Raw genomic sequence first — 24,475 nt, forward strand, 5'->3', positions numbered from 1 at the left:
AGCGACAGCGCCTACGATTCCGCACATAGCGATTCCTTTTTTAAAATGGTTATTTGTGAGATGACAGCTATTTATAATGTAAAACGGCGATTAGTTTTGCATAAATAAGCATTTAGTTTTGCATTTGTAAAAACGTAAAAAGCGTTTAATTGTGCATAGATATGTAGTATTAAACGCTTACGATTATACATGCTTTAAACGCTTATTAAACGCCGTATTGCGAGTAGATAACATCAGGCGCTTCGCCAAGGACTTTGCTAGTCAATCTGTCGTAATAGACCTTCTTTCCAGTCTCCATCTCTCCATCAAGCAATATGGTCGCTCCTGACTGTATTTCAGCGACTAACCTGCCGCCTCCGCGTTGTCCTGTTACCCGTGCCACTCCACGATTGGTGCGGTTAAGTATTTGACTAAACTCGTTTAATAAGTTCATTTATTCCTCCTAGGCGTCCAAATAACGGTCGATAGTGACGGTCTGCCATGCTGTGGGCGCATCATTATCTTGGTCAATGTTAACACTTACGCCTGTCGTGACGCCGCGCCATGCGCCTTCTGGGTCGTTGATCTGCCAGACTTGCCCCAGCTCTGCCAGTTGAATGCTATATTTATCAGCCCAGCGCATCTTGAGCGTATAGTCGCCATGTGTACCGCTATCAGATAGTATTGCTGTACCAGCAGGGACGATGGCATCTCTATCTGTGTATAGGGCATGGTCTTGCGTCGGTGCCTCAGCGTCTTGACCTTGTGTTTGACGATAAACCTCGCCGCCTTCGCTAGAGCCTGTTAGCAAAACAGTGTTATAGCGAGGGTTAGTGCGTTTTTTGTCGCTGATATCGACGATCACGTCGATTGGTACGATCATATCAGGCGTAGCACTCGCAAGCTGCCATGCGGAAACGGGCCAACGTGGTCTGACTGATAGTGTCGCTTGTGATGGGTCGCTGACGACAAAACCGCCACCAGCGGCTGCAATGTCGCTGATGACTGCGATTGGCGTCTTATTGGCGGCGCTGTACGTGCGCGCAGGCACTAGCCAGTCGTTAATATCCCAATCTAGGACACTGACAGACAAGCCATTGAGCTGCTGCGCGACAATTTGGCTGACAAAGCTCGCTTGTTCGATCAATCCGCCTTGTGACCCTGCGTAATCTGCGCCCAGACGTGCGGTAATCGAGCGTCCAGACAGACTGTGGCTGTTTTGTGCAAATTTACGGCTACGTGATTGCTCCTCTGCGATGAATGCGAATACAAAACCATTAATCGTGACGTTAATCATCGGCTCTGAACCTCGCGGTACGTCCAGCTTTGCCTTGATTTTGGCATAATCCTTAGCAGTGATCGTGATATCGCCCTGCCAACAGTAGCTGTCCATGTCTGTCTTGATGCCAAACGACAGTATATCGACTGCAATACCGCCGATAGTCGCGCTAATTACGTTATGCACAATATAGCTCCTTAAATTTGGGATAGTAGGTGGCGGATCATCATGCCAACACGTCAGCGACAGCGGTAGATTACTTGGTAACAGCTCGTTACGCTTACGTGCCATGCGTAGCGGTAGCTCACTGCTAGGCGGTCTAATACGACAAACATTATCCGGCTTGTCAGGCGAGGGTTCAGGTATTGGATAGTAGCGGTCTGGCACTTGTACCGCGTGCTGAATCTTAGAGCGTTGACACTTATCAATGCTGACGCCATGCACCTTGTGGCCAGTACTGGTGGCAAAATTAACCGCTGGTGTGAGTGGTAAAGTAGCGCAGTTGCGATAATGGGCGACTTTTGCGCTATGAGTGTTAACACAGCGCGTATAGCCGATAGTGCTGCTGTGCTTAAAATCACGCTCACTATCTATATGTATAAAAGCGATATAACTAATACGCGCATCACATGCTAACTCATACACTTGTGAGGTCAACGTGAACGTATCATTGGCAATCGGTATTAGGCCGCGCATCTGCATCGAGTAGCGCTGTGCGATGTTAATCACGTCTGTACGCATGACAGCGCGATCATTTGCGATATGATGCCCGTCATGATGCCAAGCGCGGCAATGATTGATCGTGCTGACGCCTGTAATGACGCTACTGATGCATGATGATAGCGCGGTTAGCGGTGGCGCGTATTCTAGCGGTACTTCTGGGTCTACTGGCTCTTCGGGATCAACAGGGTCGGTAGGGTCGGTTGGATTGGTAGGTTCTTCGGGATCAACTGGTGGCGGCTCAGGCTCTGGTATAACGGGCGGCGGTATCACATTGCCATTAACTGTGCCTAACTTACGCGACAGCGGTAACGCTAACATGCTTGATGCTGCTCGCTTAGATATGGCAACGTTAACCGGTAACGGCAGCGCATCAGCGCTCACATAGACAATCGGCACATACGTACCAAGAGGCTGACTGAGACTTATATACAGCGTGTTAGCGCTAGAACGCTCACTCACTTTACGCCCTAGTGCAAGCGGCAAACTGTCTGCATACACATACATCAAGTAGGGCAAATCACCCAGCCCGCGCTCAAGCGGCATAGACAATGCATTAGCACCTGCGCGTCTATTGGTATGACGCGCAAGAATGAGGCGCAATGAGTTAGCCATTTATCACCTCAATTAACGTTATTTTGTCCACGACTCGCGTAACGCTCGTTGCCCATCTGTGGTTAAATCAGTTGCAGGCTTAACGTGGTCATAAGCAAACGGCTCAAACTCTTTGTTGTAGTCGCGTGCCATAACTAAGTAGCGCTTATCAGGATCAAGCCCAGTAATCATGTAGTGACCATTGTCATCACTCCATAAACGCCGAACCCAAACATGACCACTGACGTCCATACACCAGATTTCGCGCTTCGCCGCTTTACCTTGCACAGTTACTATACCGTCCGCTATGCCCGCAATATATCCTACATTTTTATTGGCAATACTAAGTGTGAAATCTAATGGCAATCTTGATGGTCGGCGCTTTTTACGAGAGCGCGGAAATAAATCGACGGCATACGCTAACGCACTAATCATGCGTACCACCAGTCAATTGGTATTGCACATGCAGAATTTGACTGCGGATCGTTTGGCTCGTAGCCCGTACTAACCATTATGGTGCTACTGTCTAAAAGGCTAAGGTTCAATGCTTCACCAATTTTAGATGATATCGGTAACATCATAGGTATAAATGTCCACGTAGAGTCATTTAAAGCTGACAATACATAGTCATATAGTGCAGTCGCCTGATGAAAACTGTCATAACTAAATCGACAGGTGTTAATATTTAAATTTTGCGAGGCTTGACTACTGTTTATACGCAAAGGATATCCGACTTGATACTTAATACCACTTGTTGGACCATAACCCGCATCATGATAGTTACCATTTGGTATAGCAAACAAAACTGCTTGCAAACCCCCCGCCCGCGGATAATTGCTTTCCTTATTTTTACGAGCAGACCACAGTACGCAAAGAGGCTCTACTCTATCGACCTGTCGGGGGAGGTCACCGAATAGTATAGGGTAAGCAATTTTGTCGCCTTTAACACTAATATCTAGTACTAATATAAACGCCTTGCTATGACCGATTAAGCGCCAAGAGCTTGCGTGTAAATCATAAATATTGTCAATTGCAATTGGTTGTGCGCCGTTATCAATAGCTGTCATTGTCTGATAAGCAGACAATAATGCTGTCGTTGTTCCAGAGTTATCAATTTTAAAATAAAACTGGCTAGCCGTCGGATCAGTACTCTTAAACGCAGCGCTCTTTTGATCCTCACTTTCAAAAGCCATCTCCCAACCTAATGAAGCTTTATCGCCATAGCCTGTAATCAGACACGCTTTGAGCAGAGTTTTGAGCGAGCCTGGATCCTTAGTAAGTATTGGTGCGTTTGTATCGGCGCTACTAAATACCGTAACGGGCTTTTGCTCAAGCTGGAATAGATCGGTAAACATAATACATCCTCTAGTTAGTTAAACATTAATCTCAGTCGTATCACCATAAAGACACTGCGTAAATCCGTCAGTGCCTGTAGGCGGGTTTGGGTTGGGTTGGACAGCGCACAGCACCAGTATCGGTAGCAATGTGCCCCACGTGTTAAAGCGGATAATATCTTGACTTGCCCACGGCGCATCAGCACCAAAAGCCTGCTTGGGTAGCGTAAAGTAAGGTTTGCCAGTGGCTGGATTAATCGGTGCAAGGTCAGTCAGCGTGTCGCCGCGCATCACAAAGCCTAATGTCTCACCGTACAGCTCAAACTGATTCGTGCCCGTCATCTTAATCATCCAGCGCTCTTTGATCGCGCCGTCATCTGTGAGGATCATCGGGTAATCTTTGAGATTAAGCTTGTTGAGTAGTTGCGCACCGACTGGCGTATCTTGCCAAACGTTATTCCAATTTCTTTGAGTAAAGGGTATCGACACACGGACTTGTAGATCACCGCCGATCAAGACGCTTGAGACGTACGTATCAGCGATAGGATAGCTGCGACGCATGGCAAACAGTAGTGTCAGTGTGCCATCGATGTCCGCTTGGATGATGCGGTTACGCTCTTCTTGCGCGTGCATAACTTTGAGCGGCATTTTATACATGGATAGATCGAGCGGCGTTTTCCAAGTGATCGTCCCAGCAGCGAGGTCATAATCCCATAGCTCAGCATTGACCGGCTTATCGTCCACATCACTGATACCGATACGAGTCACATCAGTGCGCGGTAGCGTGACGGTTTGACCGCCTGTATGCGCTGAGCCAATGTCAGTTGTGACGCGATTACCGATGATGATCGTGTCGCCGCGACGGAAGATTGGTATGCGGCCATCTTGTGGCAAGCGTACCGTGTCGATTTTGACGACATTAGCATCGATCGGCAAAAAGCTAAAAGAGCGCGTGTCGTAAGTAATGGTGTTGGCAAAGACCATCTTGGGACGCCAAATCTTGCCGTCATCGCGTATATTGTCAGCGTTATACCACGGCTCTGACTCGTTACCTGCGGCGGTGACCCAATCGCCAAATTGGACATCACCTAGACCGTATTCGGTATCGACGAATCCTGATATGCCTGATGCATTTAGCTCGCCCGATAGATTGACCTTTGCGCTGACTAGCGTACCATCAACAGCGGTGGCACGTAGTGCAAGGCTGCCAGGCTTAATTGGTGAGCTTGGAGTGCGAAACGTTACGGCACTAATTGGATTGCCCGTCAAGCTTGTCGCTAGTGATTTAAGGACAGGCTGGGTTGCATCTACCCATTGCCAGTTGGTCAGGGTGACTTTGGCGGCTTGATAATCGATGCTGCCGACAGGCGTGGATACGCCAGTGACAGGATTGAGATCGGTGTAGATACTGCCGTTTTTATCAAAGTAAGTTTTGCCAGTCCACGTAAAATTGACGCTAGCAGGCATTACTATTTCAGCAAAGGTAGGTAGTAGATCAATCTCAATCGGTCCGCTTGCGAGCTGCTCGGTGACTGCCGTGGCGGTATCCACTCCAAATGCCAGACCCCTAGCCGTACTAGTTGACGTGGGGTACGGTAAGGTCAGCTCTATATTTGCAGACTCGTAACTTTGTAGATAGGGATACCTCATCACGACAGCGCCGCCAGATCCTCCCGCATTGCCAAAAGCGCCTGCGTTACCGACTAGCATCTCAGATATTTTGTATATAGGCTTCATAACCTGCTTGGTCGCTGCAGGCTTAAATACACCCACACCCGTCTCATAGTCAATCGACCCGACAATAATATCGCTCTCATTAATGATATTGCCCGAACCGTCATCGCGTGCAGTAGCAGTAGCGACATTATTATTTTTTTCCCTATAATATCCTGCGGGCAACCCTAGCTGGTACGTAAAAGATAATGTACCTGGCGCGAAGCTCGGCGTCGTAAACGTTACCTCGTTATTACTATCAACTGACGATAGCGTTATATCGAAAGTATCCGCATCCCCCGTACTGTACGTAACTGTAATGTCCAACAATCCCGCATGATGATTAAAATTAGCACCTGTATCGATGCGAATCTGACGTGTCGCACTGTCATATTTACCGGTCCATGCGCCTGTAATATTACCGCGTGCATCACACACCGCTGTTTTTAACTCGCCCTCAATCGTCCAACCTAAAGAGATCGTACTTGGTACCGCATCTTGCGCAAGTTGCAATACCATCTTAGCGTTAGTCGTACTACCTGAGCGATTGAAGTATCTAGCGCGCGTGCCCCATGACCAAATAATGGCACTACCGACGTCAGGTAGCTCACCCATGGTTGCTTGAGCGCCACCAGTCGCAAAGTTAACGCTACCTGAGCCGTGAGCAGCTGACGCGCCGCGTAGTACGCCTGTGCCGTCATCACGTAGGTCATACCACTGACCTTGCGCGCGATAGCTCATTTGTAGACTACCAACTGCTGGTGGTGGATCAATATTGAGCGACGTTAGGTTGCTGCGATTGTTAATCGTTACATCCTCGCGCGCAGTGTTAGCCACTTGTAGCTCGCTACCCGCAGGACGGAATGACACGGATGTGATATAGCCTGTAAAGCTTGGTGCATTAATAAGCAGCTCGCCCGCTGACTGGCGAATAGTACCGACAGCCACATCGCCTAGTACTAACGTACCGCCCTTGTCCGTTATCGTGCCAGAGTTTGTCGCTATCGAAATGCTGTTAGGTACAGCGGCATTACCCAAATAAATAGACGACGTAGTACCAGCGCTATGTGATTTGTTGATCGCTAGTGTCACCACGCCATCTGTGCCCGTCTTAGCACCATCAAATAGCGTTTGACGTTGACCTGCGGCGGTTAGATTCGTTAAAAATGTCTCGATTTGGTTTGTCGGTACGATCTTTTCCATGAGACTAGGAATGCGGATAGTTTGTGTGTCTTTTGCGATGGCTTCAGCAAGTGGCTTTATGCCGTAGTACTGTGCTGCATCTGCGACGCTGGTCTCACGGATCTTGCACGGTGCATCGACATAGCCCTCGGCTGGATAATCCACACCGATAAAGTCCGCCTCTAACACACTTGATATTTCCATCTTGACGACGGTCACGGTAAACTCTTTGACCGCGCCACTGCGCTGCTCTACGAATGTGCGATCCTCTGACGTTACGCGGCTGACTTGGATATATTGCTCACGCTTAACGAATCCTGCCTTGTCTTGACGCAAGCAATAGACATCACCGACGAGTGGTAACGGCTCGCCACGACGCTGGTACGCTTGCACAATCTTAGAGTTTTGCGATTGCGTCGATAGTAGCGTCATGCGCGACTCGATACTCGCAATGTTGTACGCCTCAATGCGATCAAGCGACTCATGACGTAGCTCGCCAAACTTGGTTGCACGTGAGAGTAGATAGCTGACAGTGTCGTCAGTTGGCGGCTTAGTAATTGCAGCAAACGAACCTATGAGCGGCTCATCATCAGCTCGCAACACACCCGCATAAATTAGGCGCAGATAAAAGCCACCGTTGACACGGGCGATACTAGATATTGGATTGAATAACTCATTGGCCGCGCCACTGATCGGCGTGCCCAAGGGCATACCGCCACCATCATCGTTATCCGTCAGGCGCTCGGACGGGAAAAACTGTAGGTCGCTGCGTTTTATCTTAGTCTCTGGAGTTGCCATTTATAATCCTTTGAGCTGCTTTTAAATAGAGTTTGAGCGTCGGTTAAACGGTCATTAATATGATGTTTGCTTTAAAGGGGTCGTTACCTTCCTCATCGCCTGCGCGGTAGTTCTTAACCGGCTCGATGTCTGTCAGCGCTGGACTATCAAACATCACTATAAACGTGCGACCGTCTGGATGTGTCAGCGTCATTTTTAACTCTGGTACCATCGACCAGTCTTGTAGCGTCTCCATATCCATGCGCTTGATACGAGCTTTTGAGCAATCAAGCGTGATCGGACGACCAGCGAGCATCGTGCCTTGGTCAATGTGCATCGCACCTGATAGCGAGTAGACAGGCTTGGACTGCTTGAGCGATGACCAGCTGTATTCGTCCGACCACCAGTACTGGCTATGTAAATTCATAACCGCTTGATTGTCATTGCGTTGTAATTGCCACATGCTACGCGCTCCGCTTAGCTTCGTCTTTGAGTTGTTTCATAAAGTCATCTACCGCTTGCTTAGCGGCTTCTGTTTTTGCGCGTTCGATGCGATCGTTCCATATTGCCGCGACTTCGCTTGCGCTTTGACTGTTGTTATTATTGCTATTGCCGCGATTAGCATTGCTGTTTGTGCTAGCGCTGCGATTTTGTGACTCTTGCTCACGTTGTTTGGCTTCGCGTTCGCGGTCACGGGCGGCTTTTTCTTCTTCGCGATTGATTTCTTTTTGCAACCTTAGTGCTTCGTTGTAATGCTTGATTTCTTCTGTGTTGCCGCGCTTGCGAGCGTCTGCGAGTAGCGCCTCTAAGTCAGAGAGCTTTTTGGTTTGCTCGATTTCGCGAGCTTTGTCATCTTTACCTTGTAGCTTGGCCAGGGTAGCTTCTAATTGATCGGCAGTATTCTTTGCATCGTCTGATAGACCTTTCATGCGGTCACGCGCGCCATCGATAGCGTTTTGGAGATTGGTCAGGGTGGTCTTATCCATGCGCACTAGACCGTCAATCGTCGTCGTCGTGGCTTGACTGAGCACGCGCTGGGCACGAGATAAATCATTGCTTGTCACCTCAGCACCACCAAGGGCACCGGTCATCTCTACGGCAGCATCGCGGGCATCGATAAAACGCTGCTCTTGCTGATAAATCTCGCTTGATAATCTATCCGCGCCTGCGGACATACGATCCCAACTGCCTGTATAACCTTCCATGTCTTTATAAAACTTAGCTTGGATATCGCCTACTTGCTGCTCAGTAGCACCCAGCTCAGACATGGCTGATATACGGTCACTAATGACATCAATATACTGTTGCATCGCCTCACGCGCGCCGCCTGCGCCTATGCGTGACTTTTCGGCAGCAGCGAGCTCCGCATCGCCAGCCGCTTTGGCAGCAAGTGCTTGTTTGTCTTTGGCATTGGCATTATCACGGCTAGCATCAGTGTTATACGTGGTCGCGATGACATTATCATTGAGCGATTGGGTTTGCGCCTTGATTGAATCGGCAGCGACTTTGGCCGCATCTGCGCCGCCTTGCATACCGGCTTTGATCAAAGTCATCTGCTCAGCTGACACTTTGCCTGCGACGCCTGTCTCTCTGAGTGCCTGATTGATGGCGTCAAAGTCCGCCTTTGTCTGCGCTGCGGCAATAGAGGTATCAAGCGCTTGAGACAGCGCGGTCTTGAGAGCGTCCGCACTGGTCGCTTGCTCTTTGATAGCAGTCACACCCGCTCTGAGCGTCGTGACCATCTCAAGTCCTGACGCACTCATTTTTTGATTGACAGCATCGATGTTGATACCGAGTCTGGACAAGGCGGCAGCTTGCTCGTCAGCGGCAGACTTGGCATTACGCTGTTCGATAGCGACGCGTTTGACTTCGTCAGCGAGTTGACTGTTGCCGTTGACAGACGCAAGGAGTTGCTGCTGCAAAAGAGCTTGTGCTTGGGCATTGGTACCAACTTGCTCAGATGCGGCGCTATAAGCGCGAGCAAGCATAGCGGTGTCATTGCCCGCTATTTTGGCGACTTCGCTAAATGCGCCGACCGATGCTGTAACCTTGCTATCCATACCTGTGGCGAAGTACTCAGCATCTAAGCCTAGCGTTTTGAACGAATCTGCTGCCTCAACAATCTGCTTATCTAGTAATGCTGAGGCACTAGAGATGTCATCTATCGCGGCAGCTTGGTCAGCCATGACGTTGATGGTGACGCGGCCTGTCTCACTTATTTCGGCTTGCAATCCTTGCTCAGCAAGTTCCGCCGCTAGTCTTGCATCGACTACATCGCCATTAGCTTTGATCGCATCAATGGAAGCTTTGACATAGGCCTCTTGTATCTTGCCTGCTGATGCTGTGCCGTCTGCTGCCATTTGCTCGTAGACTTGACGCGACTTTTCTGCGGTTTCATCTAAGCGCTCTTGATGTGTCTTAGCTGCGTTATTGGCAGCGGCTACTGCTGAGGACTCAAAATTCAAAGCGTTTTGTTTGGCGCGGGCAACCATCTCGTCGCCTTTTGCCATCATGGCATCAGCGGCATCAGTACTGCCGCCTGTCAACCTTGCGTAAGCTTCAAGTAATAGGCTTGTGCCTTTCAGCATTCCGCCCCAAGCCAGATCGCTTGCAATTTGTAGACCTTTTAGACCGTCGGCTATATGTCCGATAAATATTGATAGCTCTTGAACAATCTTGGTAAGCAAACCTACCTGCTCACCTGCCGCAGTCGTGCCATCAAAGGCATTCCAAACGTCAGCTAAATTATCTGTCACTGTAAATACGCTTGTCGCTAGTATTTGAGCGACTTCACCTAGCTGAGAGAAAGCTTCTTTTACGGCATCAACGGTAGCAGGATCAATCTCATCTAAGCTATTCGCCATATTCTGAATAATAGACGACACACCTCCTGATGAGTTGAGCTGCTTATCGATATCGCCAACGAAGCTTAAAAAGTTGTTTTTTAGCTGAGTTAACGACTGACCTATGGTCAATGGCATCGCATCAAACTCAGACTGGATAGCATCGCCTTGGGACTGTACGGCGTTGATAACCACTTCTGATGTCAACTTACCTTGTGCCGACATCGCGCGTAGCTCGCCGAGCGTAACACCAAGTCCATCAGCCATTGCACGTGCAAGTCGAGGCGACTGTTCCATGATGGAGTTAAACTCTTCACCACGCACAACGCCCGATTGCAGACCCTGAATGAGCTGGGTGATAGCCGCTTGATTAGACTCGGCGCTACCGCCTGAGAGCTGGATAGCCTCGTTGATGGTTTTGGTAACTGATAGCACATCCTTTTGCGCTAGATTCATCTCTTTACCAGCGCGGCTGATGCGACTAAAAAGCTCGCCCGTATCTTCGATACTGGTAAAAGTCTCATTAGCGATATCTTGTACGCCGCTAAAACCATTGATAAAATTAATGCCTTCGCCAGTGGCTTGTCTAACTCTAGCCTCTAAAGTCTTGAACTTATCCGCCATATCAAGCAGTTCGGACGCGCCGACACCGATACCCAACGTCGCTAGCATCCCTTGTAGGCCGTTGAACGCACCCTTAACCTTATCGACGCCTTTACCTAGTCTATCGTTAGAATCGTCTAGTTCATCCGTGCGACGCCTTAGTAGACCTAAATCATCTGCACCCGCATTAGCGGCATTACCTAGATCACGTAGGCGCGACGCTTGCTCTTCAGCGGATAGATCATCCCACTCGCTATTTAATCGACGCGCAGCATCACGGAGCTGGTCAGTGTCGCCGCCAGCTTCTTCTATCTTTGCGATGAGCTTGTCGATATGCTGTAGGCCGTCCACACCTGCGGTGATGAGCAGCTCAGTATCTAAGCGATTGGCCATAAAAAAACCCTAGTAAAGTACTAGGGTCATTGTCACACTTGGTATAAGTAGTGGTTAGATGATGACGTTCAGTTAATTAGCCAGATTAGCGCATAAATTTGGTATCGTAGCCGCTAAAGTCAAAGAAGAACTCGCCCTCAGTCGGTGACTCTGGGCTGGTTTGTGTTAGTGGCACGGTGATAGAGGCATTGTTTGAGACTTGAATATCTTTGATAATGCCACGTAAGTCGCTAGCGCCAAAGCTATCGTTGGTAAACACACGCTCAATAAACTCGCGAGCTGAATAAACGCTACCCGGCCTACCATTTTTCTTAAAACGAATGTTGCAAGAGACATCACAAGCGGTATCGGCAAATAGCACTGTTATAGTTAATTCGAGTGAATCTGTATCGTCATCATTATATCTCGTCAGAGTAATTAGCATGGTCGCATCGTTAAACTCGTTAGACGTAGGCACGGTATTGGTTGAGTAGATCCGCGCACTCCTAAAGCTATCGTTTTGCTGATACTCCCACAAGCTATTGCTGTCAGGCGTAGGCAAATTGGGCGTATTCGGATTGCCGCCGCCACTGCCGCCATTATTTGGGATGCCAGGGCGTTCTAAGGCTTGGCGAACTGGCTCTATGTCGTCGTCACCGCCACAACCTGCCAAGCTTATACACAATAATAACGCCAATATTCGCTTCATCATCACTCCTAACTATCGTTTGGTCTACGTTTGCGCCATAGTAGCACTTTGATTTAGTGCTGAACAGTCAGGCCATTAAAAGCGATTTATTACTTTGCAGCACTTTACTCAAGGTGCAATGCCTCAACATAGACGCACCACCCAAGTGGTAGCGGCGTATCATCAGTTATTGCTATCGCATCAATAAAAAACACCTCAAACCATAGTCTCATCCAATCAGGACACTTATCATCCATAAGAGCGCCTCAAGTTACTTTTAAAGCATTATGATATCTAAGTTTAGATAGTTATGCACAATTAAATAACTATTTTATATTTTATGACATAAAAAAAGGGACGCCATAAGTGGTGTCCCTTTTTTGGTTTGCCTAATAATCTTTAACAGTACGATTTATTTATACTCAATAAAGCGCATAGTAGGTTTGCCAGCATCTTTGATAAGTGGGCCAGATAATCCGCCTTCCCACCAATCGTCGCTAAACCAGTTGATATCGCTATCACTCGATAGATCAGCATGAGGTAGATCCAGAATACCGTCTTGACCAGAGATACGGTCTTTGCCATCCAAGTACATCTCAAGTGGTAAGCTGGTCAAAGTATTAGCATCAATCTGATAGCCTGCCGATCCTTTGGTCGTACCTGCATAAGTAATTGACGCGCCTGGCAATAACGTACTCGTATCGTTAAACTTGACCATACCTAGACGCGGATTGACATCATAAGTATCCGCTGGGATAACGGTGGCGGTATCGTCAGTGAGTACGAGCGTCGTCTCATCGATATCACGGTGAGCCAGTTTTAGCCAGTTCATACCGACAGTCAACGGCTCGTCAGTAAATTCAACAGGCGTGGTAGACAAGTCAACCGCTTCGCCCATCATGACGCGCGCCATAGCGTGCTTATCAAACGTATTAAACTTAATTGCCAATTCAGTCGGGCCTGGGATGCTTTCGTTTTCGATGACTTCGCCATATTCGCCGCGACCGGTACTGGTCAGCTGATCGCTATCTGATTCTTTACTTGTGGATAGTTCGGTGACGTTGCCTATCATGACAAAGCCGTCCATAGAACCCCATTTACGCGCGAACAAGTCGCCGCTGTACTTCTTACCTCGTTGTGCCATAGTCTTATCCTCTGGTTTAAATGCTACTTAAATTGGGTTTAACATGAGTTTGATTAAGGGTTAATTACTTTTTGCGCTTGGGCTTAGTGCGGGTGTTATTGCGCGAGTTGTGAGAAATTACAAACCAAGGCGCTCGAAAGTCCAAGGTGCTCACTGAATATTTAATGCAATGATCTCGATTTGCCGTGAGTGGTGATTGAAAACAGTGTTTTACTCCTGTCGTTAACGCCATCATTACAGTCGCGAGCATAGATGTTAGGTGTCGTTTAAGCATAAAAATCCTTATTAATTATCAGAAAGTATTGCCACTTCGCAGGTAAAGCGTAGCGGGAAAAAAGCAAAGCCGTCTTCGTATTGGATAGGTAGCGCGGCGCGTGATTCGAATGGCTCAGTCACTAAAGCGCGACCTTGCTCATCGCTAGGGTCAAAGCCTTGTAGGGCTTTTGATAGTGCCGTCAATGTCTTACCGACATCGTCCGCCGCAGGGTTTGGAGTAAATTGCTGCTTGGTTAATATCACACTAAAGCCAATCTCAATCAGCTGCTCACGGCTATTGGCATTGCTCGCCGTAGGTGTGTAGCCGTCTAGTATTAGGTAGACCGCACCGTCAAGCGGGACTTGCTTACGCTGAGCGCCGCTAATCGCTGCAAAGTCTGCCGCTTCTAACACGCGCTTAACTGGTGACACTTCACGCAGACGCTTGAGCAAATACGGATAGCAAGCCAAGGCGTTATCGTTCCAAGCCGGTACATTAGCCATTGACCACTCCTGCCATAAAGTCGTTCATTAAATCCAAGATGTCGGTACGGTCTTGGGTTGAGATACCAAATATTGGGCGGGCTGCCATTTTTTCAGAGCCATCGCTATTCTTAGTGCCCGTTTGAGAGTATTTAGCATACGGTCTATCGGTACCGACTGCCGATGAGGTGCTATTGGCGTAGCTGGTAATAGAGCGCATCAAGTCGCCATACTCGACCATCTTGCTACCACGGCCTTTTTTAGCTTTGAGCGTAGACGGCTTTAAGTCTGCCCAAGTACTGCCATCGGGCGCAGTCTTAGTGCGGAACCTATCGCGGGTGCTGTTCTCCAGTATCGAGCCGACACCGCGCATCAATGGCGTTAAGTCACCGCCTAGCTTGAGATAGATGTCATTGACATTATCGAGCAGCTCAGGCAGTTGACTGTTAACATTGATTTGCATAATTAATCCTGATAAAGACTAGGTACTGGATTAGGTATCACTGCGATACTACCGCTAGTACTGGTACTAGGCGCGGCAGGACCGGTTAGCATGGTTGGGTCTTTTTTGACCTTATCGAGCCACTTGATCGCATCGTCGTAGCGCTTTTCGACCGTTTCTGTGACGCCATTGTCATACAAGTTATAGCGCGCGATATTACAAGTGTGCCGTACTAGATCATCTGGTATTTCAGCGCCATTACGATAAACCACACGACCCAAAGCGTCTTTGGTAACTAATCCAGCTGCTCGCAAATACCCTGCGACTTCGCCTTCAGCATCTTCGATAGCTGTCTGTGCGACTGACTCATCAATCACTTGATAAGCCTCTCTGTCTGTCAGCTTGGCTATTTCAGACTCGCCAAAGCGCTTGATTAGGTCTTGTAGGGTTATCATGGTCAGTCCTAAAAACTATTAGGCTGGGCAATACCGCGTGTCACCGCCATCAAGCCCTTTTGAATGTCGGTTGCGCCAGTAGCAATCCAGCGCTGATCTAAACCATCAGTAGCTTTTAGCTCTTGGATTAGCTCACCAAGCTCTGCGCCCTTAGCCTTGACCTTATTCATCAAGTCGATTTCAGCTTGGGTTAATACGCGATAGCCTGTGATTTTTGGTTTTTCATCGCTCATGGTATGTACCTTGTGTAATTAATTGGGTAAAACGTCCTTGACCAGCTGATGCCAGTCAAGGGGTTTGGTTTTAGGTCATCTTCAGCGTAGCGACTAGCTCAGGACGGAGTAGTAACGGCAATGGGTTAGATTGCGCCTCCAAGCTCCAGCCTTTATCATGATCGAGCTTTTCACGGCTTGCGTAGTACGGCAGCGCTTTGGTATTAACCGTCGCGGTCATATCGGCAGGGGCAAAGAACTCTTTAAACGTACTCTTAGTGCCTGCGGGTAAGATAATCGCTTCACCTTCGGTAATTTGTAGGCCAGAGTCAAACACATGGTCATAATTAATGAACTTTAAGTTTTTATGCTCAAAGCCAACGCTGGTGTCACCGCTACGATATGCTGCGCCTTCTTGATAGCGCTCATAGATAGCCGTGACGGTTTTGTGATAAATTACTGCGTCCATAAAGGTTGGTGAGCACAGTACAATCCAGCCCTTAACGACTTCGCCGCCGCGCTTTTTGCTCAGCTGACGTACTGCTTTGTCAATCATCAATCCGACGTTACTGGTAGTCGCTGACAAGTTCCAGTTAATACTCAGTCGCTCTAAGCCAAAGCGATCATAGATATCGACGATAGGGTCGCCATTGGCATTGAGGATCTTACCGGATAAAGCGCCAAGCATAAGATGCTCACGGGTAAACTCAATATCTGACTTCATATCAGCGAGCTTATCGTTGACCTTTTCAGCGACGGTGGCAGCCTTATTAGCAGTACCAAAAGCGCGGACGTTTTGCACATCGTCAGCGCGGACGATATCACTCTTAGGTAGATGCAACATCTCAAAGCTTTGGCGATTACCAAGCTTAGACACGACAGGCTCACCAGGCGTACCACGCGGCACCGCATTAACTAGCGTTAATACGCCGTCTTTGGATTCCACAGCGACAGAAGTAGTGGTTTCATAAGATGGCTTAAACAAGCCAAGCTCACGGATAATGGTTGGATTGGCAGGCAGCTTGTTAATTGCCTCGGTCATTGGCACGACGCCATACTGACTATCATTACGTAAAGGCATAAATAATTCCTAATTTTACTTGCGTTAAAAGAATATTAAAAAGGGGTTAAAGAGGGTTTGGCACTGGATCTGGCGTTTACTCCGCGCCGCCGTCGCCGCCACTGAAACCATCCATCACAAGACCGCTAGCCATTGGCGTACCGACATACTTGATGCCGTACAAGTCGCCTTGTTTGACCAGATTTTCAACAGTTAGCGTTACCAGTCCATCTTCATCAGTAGTAATTGCATCAATGTTGGCCTGCGGAATGCTACCTAAAAATATCGTACAGTTATGAGGCTGTACGAGTACTTCGCCGTTCGTTTCGTCGGTTAAGGCAAATAAGTATTCGTTACGTTCGTTATATTTAACCAGCGCACCAGTTTTGGTACCGGCAGCGGCAGGGATAGCGATACGGTTATTAAAATCCGCTTCAGACTTTAAGATATCGCCAATCGTGACATAGTGTTCATTGGGCATGGAGTGCTCCTAGGGTGCGAGGTGTAAAAGTGAGTGTCATAAATAAGTTAGAGACAATCGCCGCACCGATCTCAGACGCGCGGCGGTCATCTAGCGTGGTTTAGATATAGTTTTGCGCCTCTTTAGCTCGTGCTTCCGCATTAGCTAGCATTGGATTGCTAGACAGCTGGCGGTCTTGACCATTGCCGCTAGGTGGATGCTGCTCACCAAGCAAATAGTCAGGCACATGGTCTTGAGTGCTAGGCGCACGCAAATCACCGATCATTGACTTAGCATCTTCAGGAGTTGCGGATAGCAATACATTGACCGTACTAGCGCTAACGCCGTTCCACGATTTGCCGTCTTCAGACTTGGTAAAGCCTGCTTGCGACAGTTGGGCATCGATAGCCGCTGCTTTTGCTTCGGCTTCAGCTTCCGCTTTTTCTTTCTCAAGTTCGGCCTTTTCTTCTTTGAGCGTTTTAATCTCTAAGTCTTTTGCAGCGATAGCCGCCATTGCTTCTTCGAGTGTCATATCATCACCTGTCGTTTGAGTTGGAGTCGGTTGTGGGGTGGCTTTAGGTAGGCCGCTATCCGCTAAGGCAACGGCATTGGTTTCGGAGTCCACGCCAGTAGGCGTAAAGGACACCTCGCTGACGCTACAATTTTTAAGGATAACTAGTGGGCCAGTAACTTCAGCGCCATTGACGGTAGCGGTTTCGTTTTGGCCTAGCTCATGAATGCTATTGGCGTTAACGTGGACGGACATCTGCCACGGGAAGCCTGCATCTGATTCGTCAGCGACTTCGCGACCGTAGACGTTATTGAGTAACATACCGTTCATCATCAGCTGATTACTCTCTACGGACAGCTTGCCAAAGCCTGCGCGTTGGGCGCGGTCATGTAGCAGCAGTGCTGGGACATTGTCTTTATAGGTGATATCGGATAGATCCACGACAACCATCTCGCCGTAGTGATTAAAAGGTTTGCCAGAGTTGGCGACACCACTGAACTTGCGCGGCAGGTCATTGTCAGCGTCAGCAGGCGCATCTGCGACATTGACTTCGGCTAACAGGTAAACGATTGGCTTTTTGTCTTTTGGCATAGTGGCGTCCAGCTAATGAGTAAAATCTAATCTTGATAAAGTCTCATTATGATTAGGCGCTTAGATTGTCGTTAGATGATGGCGTTCAGTTAAGCACGTCTTATTTTAGATAAGCGTCTATTTTGCGATTTAAGGCGCGTTAGCTTTGATTTGCTGTAATGACGTGATAATCATTTTGTAAACGCGTGGTCGAGACGTTAAACGGGTGTTAAACGCTATTGTGGTTATCAGTAGAGTGGTTAAAAACGATAGGCAATAAAAAACCCACTTTTTAGGGTGGGTTCTCTATCTTCATTACAAATTATTTATCCCATGAGATTATAACGGAATATCTAATAACGGGATGCATGTCACTATTATAGAATTTACTTGTCTTGGTGCACTCTGCAACCAAATACCCTTCAGCAATCAAAGCGCCTATTGCAGGTTTAAAATCTTTCTTAGCATATCGAATAAATCGTCCTTTATGAACATCAAGAGATACTTCGCCAGCTTCTTTCCTTTCCGTTATTTTGCGGCGTAAATGATCTAGCAATCTATTAGCTTGTGGCTCTTCATTAGAAATATCAACGGCATCTATCATACAAAGCATCCTTATACTTTAATCGGTAAAACCATCTATCCTACTCAGGCAATAACGCCTTAAACCTCGGATCATCTTTTATCATATCGACCATTCCGGCCTCTAGCAGTCTTTGCATATAATCGGCAAGCTGCGGTATCAGCTGCGCTCGAAACTCGCGACCGTGCTTCTCTTCTGCTAGCTCTAACAGCGAGCCTAAGCGGTTAGCGTGATTATGCGCAAAGCTTAAGCTAATACCCGTAGGCACTTGCTCAACTTTACCCGTGCGTGGGTTCTCTACCTCTTCATACTCGATGTCTTTATCTTCGGTCACACCGCCTGCGCGTTCGGACTGCTTACGTGTGAGCTGCTTAACCCAACATAAGCACCCATAACCGTTTGGCGGTAATATCTGCTGCCAGATGGGATCATCGACAGGACGGATAATACCGTAGTATTGCTTATGGTCGTCACGCTTACGAGTAGCTAAGGACGGCATATATTGCAGATACGGTAGCGCGTCTTTTGATTGCTGTATGCGCTCCCATTGTCCAGCAGCGTATGCCGTATGCAAATTAGTCTGATAAATCACTCGCAGGCGGCGAGTACTCCCCAGCTGTACTTTTTGGATAGAGCCATCGATAGGGTCGCTCATGACCTGCTCACCCCACCAGCCCTTTGACATCATGTACGGCTTAAGACGTTTTTGAAAGTCGCGAAAGTCGGTACCATTCTCAAGCGCGGCGCTTATTGCATCGCGCGTCTCGGATAGCATATCCATATCCATCATCTTGGCGACGGTAAAGGCCACCGCGTGCTCATGCGCGAGCACATCAAGATAGCTAAAGCTTGAGCCGACCATCTTTGCGTTAAAGGCTTTGATAGCCTCCAAGTTAGGCAAAACGTCGAAGTCTTTATCGGTATAGGCATCAGGCATCGTTGTCGTCCTTTTTAGCCTTATCATCGATGAGACCATCGATAAACGTCGCTATCATCGCATCAGCGAGGTCAGCGACTACGCCGTCATCAGGCAGCTCTAGTTTTGCCAAGCCTAGCTTTAGCTCATCATAGCTCTCGCAGTTTTGTGACAACTCAAGCAAAGCGTCAATCTTGGGTTGCATCAAGTCGCGCTCTTTATCGATATCGTCATCCGTCGCAGGATCGGTAATGATGGTCGGCAGGTTTTGCGACAGCTTGTATTGCAGTGAGAGCTGGTCCAGTATTTGCTGTGTCGTTGGTACTGGCGTCGGCGCGGTAGCTGGCTCAATCATCTCAAACTCAGACTCTTCGTAGCCGACATTTAATAGCCGTTGCTTAGTCAGTTTGACTTGACCAGTACTGACATACTTAACGTCTCTGTCTGCTTCTTCAATATTAAAGGCTTTGATCTTAGGGTATTCAAACCAGATGCCTTGCGGAGCATTGATCGGCACGCCCCATGCTTGATTGACGGCGACAATGGCATCAAGCGCGTGCTGTAGAGCCTTGGTCATTAGCTCAAGATAGGACATTACGCGATCTTGACGCGCTACATCGTCCGCCTCTTGTGCAGAGCGTGAGCCTGATGTCAGCTCGCTAGTTTTGACACGACCGAGTAGTAGCTTTTGAATACGTCTATTAGCCAAGCGCTCAAATAACTCAAACGCTGAGCCATCGCCGCTTAACTGGTGCATCTCGATTTTGTCATCTTTGCCAATACCAGCTGCGCCGCCGTTCAAAAAGCTAAATATCTTACTGGTAAAGTCATTGAGCGTACCGCCAAAGCCACCAGCATCGCCTTGACTGCCCACCACGTAGGGCTGAGAGTAACGCGCGATGAATTGCCCAGCATACGCCCACTCGCGGCGACGCAAAGCCACAGCCGGATAAGCACGGACAATCATCAACTCACCAGCGGGGCGCGCGGGAACGGCCTTGCTAGTAAGTACCAGGTACTTAATGCTCTGATTAATCTCAATCGGCTCATCTTCGGTTTTGAGCTGCACTGAGCCATCACGCATGGGCGTATAATTATCAAGCTCACCATCTTTGGACAAGATACTATCGAGCGTCAAAAATCCGTCCGGCTCCTTTTTAAACACGTACTCACCAACCGCATAGCCATTCCATTTAGATAATATCGCAAGACCGGCAAAGTCTTTATGCAGTCGTCTAAAGATACGATACAGTCGATTGATTAGATCCTCATCGACATCATCGCCCCATATTCGCCATGCAGCGGCAGCGATAGCGCCTTCGATATCCTCACGGCAGCTAATCACTTCATCATCTGCCATGACGGCGTCTAGTAGCTCTTGACGTGTCTTGCCCGTCTCTTCTAATAGTGCGTCAGCGCTGACCGCGTCAGAGCCTTGTAGCGCGGTATCATAAGCGACTAGTAGCGTCTTTTGGTCTACCTTTTGTTTTTTGGCTTTAGCTCCAAACATAGTTATTCCTTAATGCTAATAGTGGTCGTATAAGCTTGGCGTCGGTACGTGTAGCGCTTGCACTGGGGTATTGCTCGCACGGGCAAAGCTAGTCGAGAGCTTCCAAAGCATCTCTACCGCATCTGGTCCGTCGTCATTCTCATGTTTTGGAAAATGAGTAAACTGTGCAATCAGCGCCTTTTGCTTATGATGCAGTAGTAATAAACCGTTTGCCATGTGCGGCTGTAGTGCCTCAATACGTAGCAGCTTATCGCCATGCGGCATGACAGGGATAGCAGGCACATGAATACCCGCAGCAGCAGAACGCTTGACGATCTCAGTACGCAAAAACTCTTGGAATGCTATCGATTCAATAGCCCAGCCTAATATCTGTGGGTACTCTTTTTGGTAGCGGATGACATCAGAGATAATCTTGTCAGGCGTCCGGCGCTGAATATCAGCAATAACAACGTGCAGCTTGCCGTTTAGCCGGTCATAGCCGCCGATAGCAATAGCGGACGGATCGCCTTTCTTACGCTTAGAACCTTTTTTACCCAGCGACGGATCAAGCGCGGCAAAGTACACCAGACCCGCAGGCAGCTCACGCCAGTAAGTAATTGAGTCGCTAAATGGCGCGTCCTCTCCAGCAGCGGGATCATTCTGAAGCTCGCTGTCAAAGTTACTATGACCGTCACGCGCGCGGATAATCATTAGCGCTAGTACTGGCCTTGCATCCCAAGACACCACAGCGCCTTTATCCATCTTGCGCTTGTGCTTTTGATAGTAAGCAACAGCGGCATCTTCGCCTTCGTCATGGTAAATAGCTTCCCATTCATCCCACAACTTCATATTATCCGGCCATTCAAGCAGCGCTTTAAACACGCGCGTCGTCCAGCCTTTGTTTTTGAGTATGCGATTGAGGACGCTGTCATGATGCAAGATAGTACCGATATAGACGACATCCATCTTTTCACCAGCAGCCGCGAGCTTGAGCGGTGTGCGTAGTAGCCACTTATGCAGCTTGTCGCGCTGGTCTGGACTCTCGACGTTTTCATCATTTTCCAGATCATCGAGCAATACTAAGTCAGGACGGTAAGCGCCAAAGACCCAACCACGCATCTTTTTGCGAGCGCCTGCGCACTGCACTTTGATGTTATTGGCGGTATGGATGGTGTAGGCTTGCCAGACGCGGCCAGCACCGACCACTTTTGGAAAGTCAGTGCTGATACGCGGATTGACTTCCAGCTCGGTTTTGATAGCTTGCAAAAACTCAGCGGACTGATCGATACTGTCACTAATGATCGCGATGTACTTTTTTTGATCGGTGACGATGCAATACAGCGCAAATAAGCGGGTGACGATAGTCGATTTAGCTTCACCACGCGGGGCAGCTAAGGCGTCAAGCTCTGAGCGCTCTGATGATAAAATTTGCGGTAGGCGCTTAAATAGATACTCATGCAGGTGTGATTGAGTCGGATTACGCAAGTAATGCGGAAAGTAATGTGTGACAAAGTATTCAAAGCCAGTGACTTTGTCTTTGACCTTGGCGACGCGCTCTTTAATAGCAGCAGGGTCATTGTCCCAGTCGTTACAGTGCGCATCGATATCAGCTTGTAGCTCTCGCGATATATCTTTGAGACGTTCTAAAAAATCCTTAGACTTCATTGCTTTTTATCCTGCACACGTATTGAGCATAATGATAAACAACCAGATACAGACCCATGACAGCTGACTGCTAATCGTTTTTAGACGTTGTAATAACTGAGTTTCAAAGTCAGTCATTGTGATCTGCACCGACTAGAGACTGCTCAAAACCTACCAGCTCATTCAAAAACCATTGCGCTTTTTTCAGATCTTCGATGCCGTTTTTATCGCGGTACCGAATCTGATAATACAAAGCACTACTACGCAAAAACCCTCTAAACTCGTCTTCGTTCAGCCAGTCGCGCATCGCCATTATCGGCTCAATCTCATACTGCTGGTAATGGTCACCGCCGACTTGGTCAGGTGCTCGCTTTATATCACTCATTATTTCAACTCCTTCGCAACAGCCTCGCCAAACGGTTCTAGTACCGCCACAAATTCAGGCAGTAGATCTGGCTTGTGCTCTTGGATATATTTAGACAACAGACCAAGCACCTTAAACGCTACGGCTAGCTCAGAGGTCTCAGGCAGCATCTTGCGATTAGCAGCGACTGCTTTATTAAAACTATCGGCGAGACTGGTGAGCAGCTCGACACGTTGAGATGAGTGCATCTTGTCATCATTTCTGATGCACTCCATCGTGCCTTTAAACTGTATGATAAAGTCTGCAAGTATTTGCCGCGACATATCCTCGATGTCGCCACCTGCCATGCTATGCGCAAGCTTTACCTTATCCCAGTTATCGCCTTCTTCTTGAGCCGCATTTTTCCAGCGCTGAGCCGTTGGATAACTGACCTCGGTGACGACCGCTGCCATTGTCAGTGATAGACCATCAAAGATATACTTTTTGCGTAGCGCGTCTTTTGTCGCCTGCGAATGTGCCATTAGGTTTCGTCCTTTTTCAGCAGCGCGTCCGTTACTTTGAGCAGCGGTGATAGTAGGTACATCGCTAGGATAAAAGTTAATCGAGCGAGTACGGATAGACTCGTCGGCTCTCGGCCCTGATAAGTATCTGCCAAAAATATTGACAAAAATACCAGTCCGATCAGCATCACACCCCACTGTATACGAGCAGTACAGCCTGTTTGATACTTGGCAATAAACCACACATAGAACCAGCCGATCATGCCACCAACAGCGAGTAAAATATTGAATAAAGCCATTATTTATCACCTCCCGCAAACGCTTTGATAGCCGCTTTTATCCTGCTTGGTAGCCCTTTTAGGTACTCAGCGACAGCCTTGTAACCCCAATCACTTATCATCGCCCACAGTTTACGAGAGGTAAAAAAGTCAATCACGTAGTAGATGACGACGCCACCGATAGACGTACAAAACAGCGCGGGCCAAATCAAACCCCAGATAGTGATACCCTCATAAAACTGTGGCAACACAAACAAGGTCATTACCGAGCCAAACGCGAGACTATAAAAGGGACGCATAAACGGATATTTGAACTTGTCATCGATAGGCGTCTTTTGATTGATGCTAAACGCTGAGCCAATGACCAAAAATGCGATATAAAAAACGATGCCCCACCAGTTAGGTACTACAAATCCAACCAAGCTATACGGGTCGCTAAATTTGGTACTGTATTGCAGCGTCGTATCAGCGAGTTCTGTGGATTTGGGGATTGTTTCATTCGTTGTCGCTGCCAGTACTGCTGTTTTGGTACCAAGATAGCTACCGATCACGATCAAGCCGTTACCTAATGATGTTTTTATAGTCATCGTTTACCGTTTCCCTTTCTCGTAAATATCTTGGCACGTAATACAGCGGATAGCCCACGGTATAGCGGTCTTGCGCGGGATGCCGATGGGCGACTCACAATCGACGCAGTCATAGATGCTATTAGCAGGCGAGAGCTTGGTATGACTGAGTATCGCGTCAATCTCTGCCTGTGCTTGCTTGTTTGCCGCTTCTATAATTTCAGTCATTAAATATCCACTTCCATTGGCTCAGCTTGCTGTAAGTGCAGTTGCAGCTCTTTCATAAGCTGTAGAGACTTGAGGTTATGCTGTCCAAGCTTGCGCATCTGTGCATTAGTCGCAGGCTTTAATGGATGATGATAATTCGTCTGCGCAAGGCATTCGGCCTCAGCATTTGCAAAGTCGTCATCGGTCAGCTCGATAATCTGACCCGCTACATATTCGATGCTCATAGGGTTT

The 24,475-nt window shown here is 48.1% G+C and carries 27 protein-coding genes; all 27 read right to left on the bottom strand.

The features are described 5' to 3' along the window. Positions 1-205: 205 nt before the first annotated feature. The 27 genes from ACTXGO_RS00780 to ACTXGO_RS00910 all read right to left on the bottom strand — a co-directional run bounded on the left by ACTXGO_RS00780 (position 206) and on the right by ACTXGO_RS00910 (position 24,468). On the bottom strand, positions 206-433 hold the full coding sequence (locus ACTXGO_RS00780) for a hypothetical protein (protein WP_443573132.1): 228 nt from the start codon (positions 431-433) through the stop codon (positions 206-208). 9 nt (positions 434-442) lie between these two features. After that, the gene (locus ACTXGO_RS00785) at positions 443-2,593 is read right to left on the bottom strand and encodes a hypothetical protein (RefSeq protein ID WP_443573133.1); all 2,151 of its coding nucleotides are present in this window, start codon (positions 2,591-2,593) and stop codon (positions 443-445) included. An 18-nt stretch (positions 2,594-2,611) separates the two neighbouring features. After that, positions 2,612-3,007 carry a hypothetical protein gene (locus ACTXGO_RS00790; RefSeq protein ID WP_443573134.1) on the bottom strand — a complete coding sequence of 132 codons (396 nt, stop codon included), beginning with the start codon at positions 3,005-3,007 and terminating at the stop codon, positions 2,612-2,614. After that, the gene (locus ACTXGO_RS00795) at positions 3,004-3,927 is read right to left on the bottom strand and encodes a hypothetical protein (RefSeq protein WP_443573135.1); all 924 of its coding nucleotides are present in this window, start codon (positions 3,925-3,927) and stop codon (positions 3,004-3,006) included. Before ACTXGO_RS00795 ends, ACTXGO_RS00790 begins: the two co-directional genes overlap by 4 nt. An 18-nt stretch (positions 3,928-3,945) precedes the next feature. Then, on the bottom strand, positions 3,946-7,599 hold the full coding sequence (locus ACTXGO_RS00800) for a hypothetical protein (RefSeq protein ID WP_443573136.1): 3,654 nt from the start codon (positions 7,597-7,599) through the stop codon (positions 3,946-3,948). 43 nt (positions 7,600-7,642) lie between these two features. Beyond that, positions 7,643-8,041, bottom strand: coding sequence for a hypothetical protein (locus tag ACTXGO_RS00805; RefSeq protein ID WP_443573137.1), 399 nt, complete (start codon positions 8,039-8,041; stop codon positions 7,643-7,645). Position 8,042: 1 nt separating this feature from the next. After that, a complete protein-coding gene (locus ACTXGO_RS00810; protein WP_443573138.1) occupies positions 8,043-11,417 on the bottom strand; it encodes a tape measure protein in 3,375 nt (1,124 codons plus the stop codon). Positions 11,418-11,502: 85 nt separating this feature from the next. Continuing rightward, entirely contained in the window at positions 11,503-12,105 is a 603-nt protein-coding gene (locus ACTXGO_RS00815; RefSeq protein ID WP_443573139.1) for a hypothetical protein, read from the bottom strand. Between the two features lie 104 nt (positions 12,106-12,209). After that, positions 12,210-12,341, bottom strand: coding sequence for a hypothetical protein (locus ACTXGO_RS00820; RefSeq protein WP_443573140.1), 132 nt, complete (start codon positions 12,339-12,341; stop codon positions 12,210-12,212). A gap of 155 nt (positions 12,342-12,496) precedes the next feature. Continuing rightward, complete coding sequence (locus tag ACTXGO_RS00825; protein WP_443573141.1) at positions 12,497-13,228, bottom strand: phage tail tube protein; 732 nt, start codon at positions 13,226-13,228, stop codon at positions 12,497-12,499. A 285-nt stretch (positions 13,229-13,513) separates the two neighbouring features. Further along, complete coding sequence (locus ACTXGO_RS00830; protein ID WP_443573142.1) at positions 13,514-13,987, bottom strand: phage tail terminator protein; 474 nt, start codon at positions 13,985-13,987, stop codon at positions 13,514-13,516. After that, positions 13,980-14,429 (bottom strand): phage virion morphogenesis protein, encoded by a 450-nt coding sequence (locus tag ACTXGO_RS00835; protein ID WP_443573143.1) that lies wholly within the window; start codon positions 14,427-14,429, stop codon positions 13,980-13,982. The genes ACTXGO_RS00830 and ACTXGO_RS00835 overlap by 8 nt, the downstream gene beginning before the upstream one ends. A gap of 2 nt (positions 14,430-14,431) precedes the next feature. Further along, complete coding sequence (locus ACTXGO_RS00840) at positions 14,432-14,863, bottom strand: gp436 family protein (protein WP_443573144.1); 432 nt, start codon at positions 14,861-14,863, stop codon at positions 14,432-14,434. An 8-nt stretch (positions 14,864-14,871) separates the two neighbouring features. Then, entirely contained in the window at positions 14,872-15,096 is a 225-nt protein-coding gene (locus tag ACTXGO_RS00845) for an Acb2/Tad1 domain-containing protein (protein WP_443573145.1), read from the bottom strand. Between the two features lie 70 nt (positions 15,097-15,166). Continuing rightward, a complete protein-coding gene (locus tag ACTXGO_RS00850; RefSeq protein WP_443573146.1) occupies positions 15,167-16,156 on the bottom strand; it encodes a major capsid protein in 990 nt (329 codons plus the stop codon). 76 nt (positions 16,157-16,232) lie between these two features. Beyond that, positions 16,233-16,616 (bottom strand): hypothetical protein, encoded by a 384-nt coding sequence (locus ACTXGO_RS00855; RefSeq protein ID WP_443573147.1) that lies wholly within the window; start codon positions 16,614-16,616, stop codon positions 16,233-16,235. 100 nt (positions 16,617-16,716) lie between these two features. Next, positions 16,717-17,697 carry a hypothetical protein gene (locus tag ACTXGO_RS00860; protein ID WP_443573148.1) on the bottom strand — a complete coding sequence of 327 codons (981 nt, stop codon included), beginning with the start codon at positions 17,695-17,697 and terminating at the stop codon, positions 16,717-16,719. Between the two features lie 301 nt (positions 17,698-17,998). Next, entirely contained in the window at positions 17,999-18,280 is a 282-nt protein-coding gene (locus ACTXGO_RS00865) for a hypothetical protein (RefSeq protein ID WP_443573149.1), read from the bottom strand. Positions 18,281-18,320: 40 nt separating this feature from the next. Continuing rightward, positions 18,321-19,196 carry a phage head morphogenesis protein gene (locus ACTXGO_RS00870; protein ID WP_443573150.1) on the bottom strand — a complete coding sequence of 292 codons (876 nt, stop codon included), beginning with the start codon at positions 19,194-19,196 and terminating at the stop codon, positions 18,321-18,323. Beyond that, entirely contained in the window at positions 19,189-20,685 is a 1,497-nt protein-coding gene (locus ACTXGO_RS00875; RefSeq protein WP_443573151.1) for a phage portal protein family protein, read from the bottom strand. The genes ACTXGO_RS00870 and ACTXGO_RS00875 overlap by 8 nt, the downstream gene beginning before the upstream one ends. Before the next feature lie 15 nt (positions 20,686-20,700). Next, positions 20,701-22,329, bottom strand: a complete 1,629-nt coding sequence (gene terL / locus ACTXGO_RS00880) for a phage terminase large subunit (protein WP_443573152.1) — start codon at positions 22,327-22,329, stop codon at positions 20,701-20,703. Between the two features lie 109 nt (positions 22,330-22,438). Continuing rightward, complete coding sequence (locus ACTXGO_RS00885) at positions 22,439-22,693, bottom strand: DUF3310 domain-containing protein (protein ID WP_443573153.1); 255 nt, start codon at positions 22,691-22,693, stop codon at positions 22,439-22,441. Next, the gene (locus tag ACTXGO_RS00890; RefSeq protein WP_443573154.1) at positions 22,693-23,193 is read right to left on the bottom strand and encodes a DUF1804 family protein; all 501 of its coding nucleotides are present in this window, start codon (positions 23,191-23,193) and stop codon (positions 22,693-22,695) included. Before ACTXGO_RS00890 ends, ACTXGO_RS00885 begins: the two co-directional genes overlap by 1 nt. Continuing rightward, entirely contained in the window at positions 23,193-23,471 is a 279-nt protein-coding gene (locus ACTXGO_RS00895; RefSeq protein ID WP_443573155.1) for a hypothetical protein, read from the bottom strand. The genes ACTXGO_RS00890 and ACTXGO_RS00895 overlap by 1 nt, the downstream gene beginning before the upstream one ends. Further along, positions 23,471-24,037, bottom strand: a complete 567-nt coding sequence (locus ACTXGO_RS00900; RefSeq protein WP_443573156.1) for a hypothetical protein — start codon at positions 24,035-24,037, stop codon at positions 23,471-23,473. The genes ACTXGO_RS00895 and ACTXGO_RS00900 overlap by 1 nt, the downstream gene beginning before the upstream one ends. Positions 24,038-24,040: 3 nt before the next feature. Then, a complete protein-coding gene (locus ACTXGO_RS00905; RefSeq protein ID WP_443573157.1) occupies positions 24,041-24,244 on the bottom strand; it encodes a TraR/DksA C4-type zinc finger protein in 204 nt (67 codons plus the stop codon). Next, positions 24,244-24,468: a hypothetical protein gene (locus tag ACTXGO_RS00910; RefSeq protein WP_443573158.1), complete on the bottom strand. Its 225-nt coding sequence runs from the start codon at positions 24,466-24,468 to the stop codon at positions 24,244-24,246. The genes ACTXGO_RS00905 and ACTXGO_RS00910 overlap by 1 nt, the downstream gene beginning before the upstream one ends. Between the last annotated feature and the right edge of the window lie 7 nt (positions 24,469-24,475).

It is taken from the genome of Psychrobacter sp. T6-1, assembly GCF_052258445.1.

Excerpts from the sequence above, each read along its gene's own strand:
- ACTXGO_RS00780 (WP_443573132.1), bottom strand. The coding sequence starts at position 433 with ATGAACTTATTAAACGAGTTTAGTCAAATACTTAACCGCACCAATCGT.
- ACTXGO_RS00785 (WP_443573133.1), bottom strand. The coding sequence starts at position 2,593 with ATGGCTAACTCATTGCGCCTCATTCTTGCGCGTCATACCAATAGACGC.
- ACTXGO_RS00790 (WP_443573134.1), bottom strand. The coding sequence starts at position 3,007 with ATGATTAGTGCGTTAGCGTATGCCGTCGATTTATTTCCGCGCTCTCGT.
- ACTXGO_RS00795 (WP_443573135.1), bottom strand. The coding sequence starts at position 3,927 with ATGTTTACCGATCTATTCCAGCTTGAGCAAAAGCCCGTTACGGTATTT.
- ACTXGO_RS00800 (WP_443573136.1), bottom strand. The coding sequence starts at position 7,599 with ATGGCAACTCCAGAGACTAAGATAAAACGCAGCGACCTACAGTTTTTC.
- ACTXGO_RS00805 (WP_443573137.1), bottom strand. The coding sequence starts at position 8,041 with ATGTGGCAATTACAACGCAATGACAATCAAGCGGTTATGAATTTACAT.
- ACTXGO_RS00810 (WP_443573138.1), bottom strand. The coding sequence starts at position 11,417 with ATGGCCAATCGCTTAGATACTGAGCTGCTCATCACCGCAGGTGTGGAC.
- ACTXGO_RS00815 (WP_443573139.1), bottom strand. The coding sequence starts at position 12,105 with ATGAAGCGAATATTGGCGTTATTATTGTGTATAAGCTTGGCAGGTTGT.
- ACTXGO_RS00820 (WP_443573140.1), bottom strand. The coding sequence starts at position 12,341 with ATGGATGATAAGTGTCCTGATTGGATGAGACTATGGTTTGAGGTGTTT.
- ACTXGO_RS00825 (WP_443573141.1), bottom strand. The coding sequence starts at position 13,228 with ATGGCACAACGAGGTAAGAAGTACAGCGGCGACTTGTTCGCGCGTAAA.
- ACTXGO_RS00830 (WP_443573142.1), bottom strand. The coding sequence starts at position 13,987 with ATGGCTAATGTACCGGCTTGGAACGATAACGCCTTGGCTTGCTATCCG.
- ACTXGO_RS00835 (WP_443573143.1), bottom strand. The coding sequence starts at position 14,429 with ATGCAAATCAATGTTAACAGTCAACTGCCTGAGCTGCTCGATAATGTC.
- ACTXGO_RS00840 (WP_443573144.1), bottom strand. The coding sequence starts at position 14,863 with ATGATAACCCTACAAGACCTAATCAAGCGCTTTGGCGAGTCTGAAATA.
- ACTXGO_RS00845 (WP_443573145.1), bottom strand. The coding sequence starts at position 15,096 with ATGAGCGATGAAAAACCAAAAATCACAGGCTATCGCGTATTAACCCAA.
- ACTXGO_RS00850 (WP_443573146.1), bottom strand. The coding sequence starts at position 16,156 with ATGCCTTTACGTAATGATAGTCAGTATGGCGTCGTGCCAATGACCGAG.
- ACTXGO_RS00855 (WP_443573147.1), bottom strand. The coding sequence starts at position 16,616 with ATGCCCAATGAACACTATGTCACGATTGGCGATATCTTAAAGTCTGAA.
- ACTXGO_RS00860 (WP_443573148.1), bottom strand. The coding sequence starts at position 17,697 with ATGCCAAAAGACAAAAAGCCAATCGTTTACCTGTTAGCCGAAGTCAAT.
- ACTXGO_RS00865 (WP_443573149.1), bottom strand. The coding sequence starts at position 18,280 with ATGATAGATGCCGTTGATATTTCTAATGAAGAGCCACAAGCTAATAGA.
- ACTXGO_RS00870 (WP_443573150.1), bottom strand. The coding sequence starts at position 19,196 with ATGCCTGATGCCTATACCGATAAAGACTTCGACGTTTTGCCTAACTTG.
- ACTXGO_RS00875 (WP_443573151.1), bottom strand. The coding sequence starts at position 20,685 with ATGTTTGGAGCTAAAGCCAAAAAACAAAAGGTAGACCAAAAGACGCTA.
- terL (WP_443573152.1), bottom strand. The coding sequence starts at position 22,329 with ATGAAGTCTAAGGATTTTTTAGAACGTCTCAAAGATATATCGCGAGAG.
- ACTXGO_RS00885 (WP_443573153.1), bottom strand. The coding sequence starts at position 22,693 with ATGAGTGATATAAAGCGAGCACCTGACCAAGTCGGCGGTGACCATTAC.
- ACTXGO_RS00890 (WP_443573154.1), bottom strand. The coding sequence starts at position 23,193 with ATGGCACATTCGCAGGCGACAAAAGACGCGCTACGCAAAAAGTATATC.
- ACTXGO_RS00895 (WP_443573155.1), bottom strand. The coding sequence starts at position 23,471 with ATGGCTTTATTCAATATTTTACTCGCTGTTGGTGGCATGATCGGCTGG.
- ACTXGO_RS00900 (WP_443573156.1), bottom strand. The coding sequence starts at position 24,037 with ATGACTATAAAAACATCATTAGGTAACGGCTTGATCGTGATCGGTAGC.
- ACTXGO_RS00905 (WP_443573157.1), bottom strand. The coding sequence starts at position 24,244 with ATGACTGAAATTATAGAAGCGGCAAACAAGCAAGCACAGGCAGAGATT.
- ACTXGO_RS00910 (WP_443573158.1), bottom strand. The coding sequence starts at position 24,468 with ATGAGCATCGAATATGTAGCGGGTCAGATTATCGAGCTGACCGATGAC.